The 319-nt window shown below is 56.1% G+C and carries 1 protein-coding gene; it reads right to left on the reverse strand.

Going from position 1 to position 319, the window contains the following annotated elements:
• Positions 1-212 precede the first annotated feature (212 nt).
• Positions 213-319, reverse strand: a 107-nt coding sequence (gene rpsT, locus E5162_RS15150) for a 30S ribosomal protein S20 (RefSeq protein WP_135945952.1), incomplete at its 5' end; no start/stop codon positions are given.

Below are 319 nucleotides of genomic sequence, written 5' to 3' on the forward strand. Positions count from 1 at the left end.
TTTTTTCACGCGATTTTTTTGTTCTCAAAGCGTTCGTAAATCTACCGGTTGCAGCCTCGTGTGGGCACACGCCGCGACCCCGCCGCCGAACGTCCGGTTGACCTTCCCATGCAGGTAATCCGGGCAATCGCCGTCTACGTGTATAACACGAAAAAAGGCCTGCGCGGAATATCGCGCAGGCCTTCAATCAATCTTCCGGACAATGACGGAGGTTACTCGGCCGTCATCGTTTTGACGCGAGCCGACAGGCGCGAGACCTTCCGCGAACCGGTGTTCTTGTGGATGATCCCCTTGCTCACCGCAGACATCACTTCCGACT

Origin of the sequence: Marinicauda pacifica (assembly GCF_004793635.1) — a bacterium.
GTDB classification, from domain to species: Bacteria; Pseudomonadota; Alphaproteobacteria; order Caulobacterales; family Maricaulaceae; genus Marinicauda; species Marinicauda pacifica.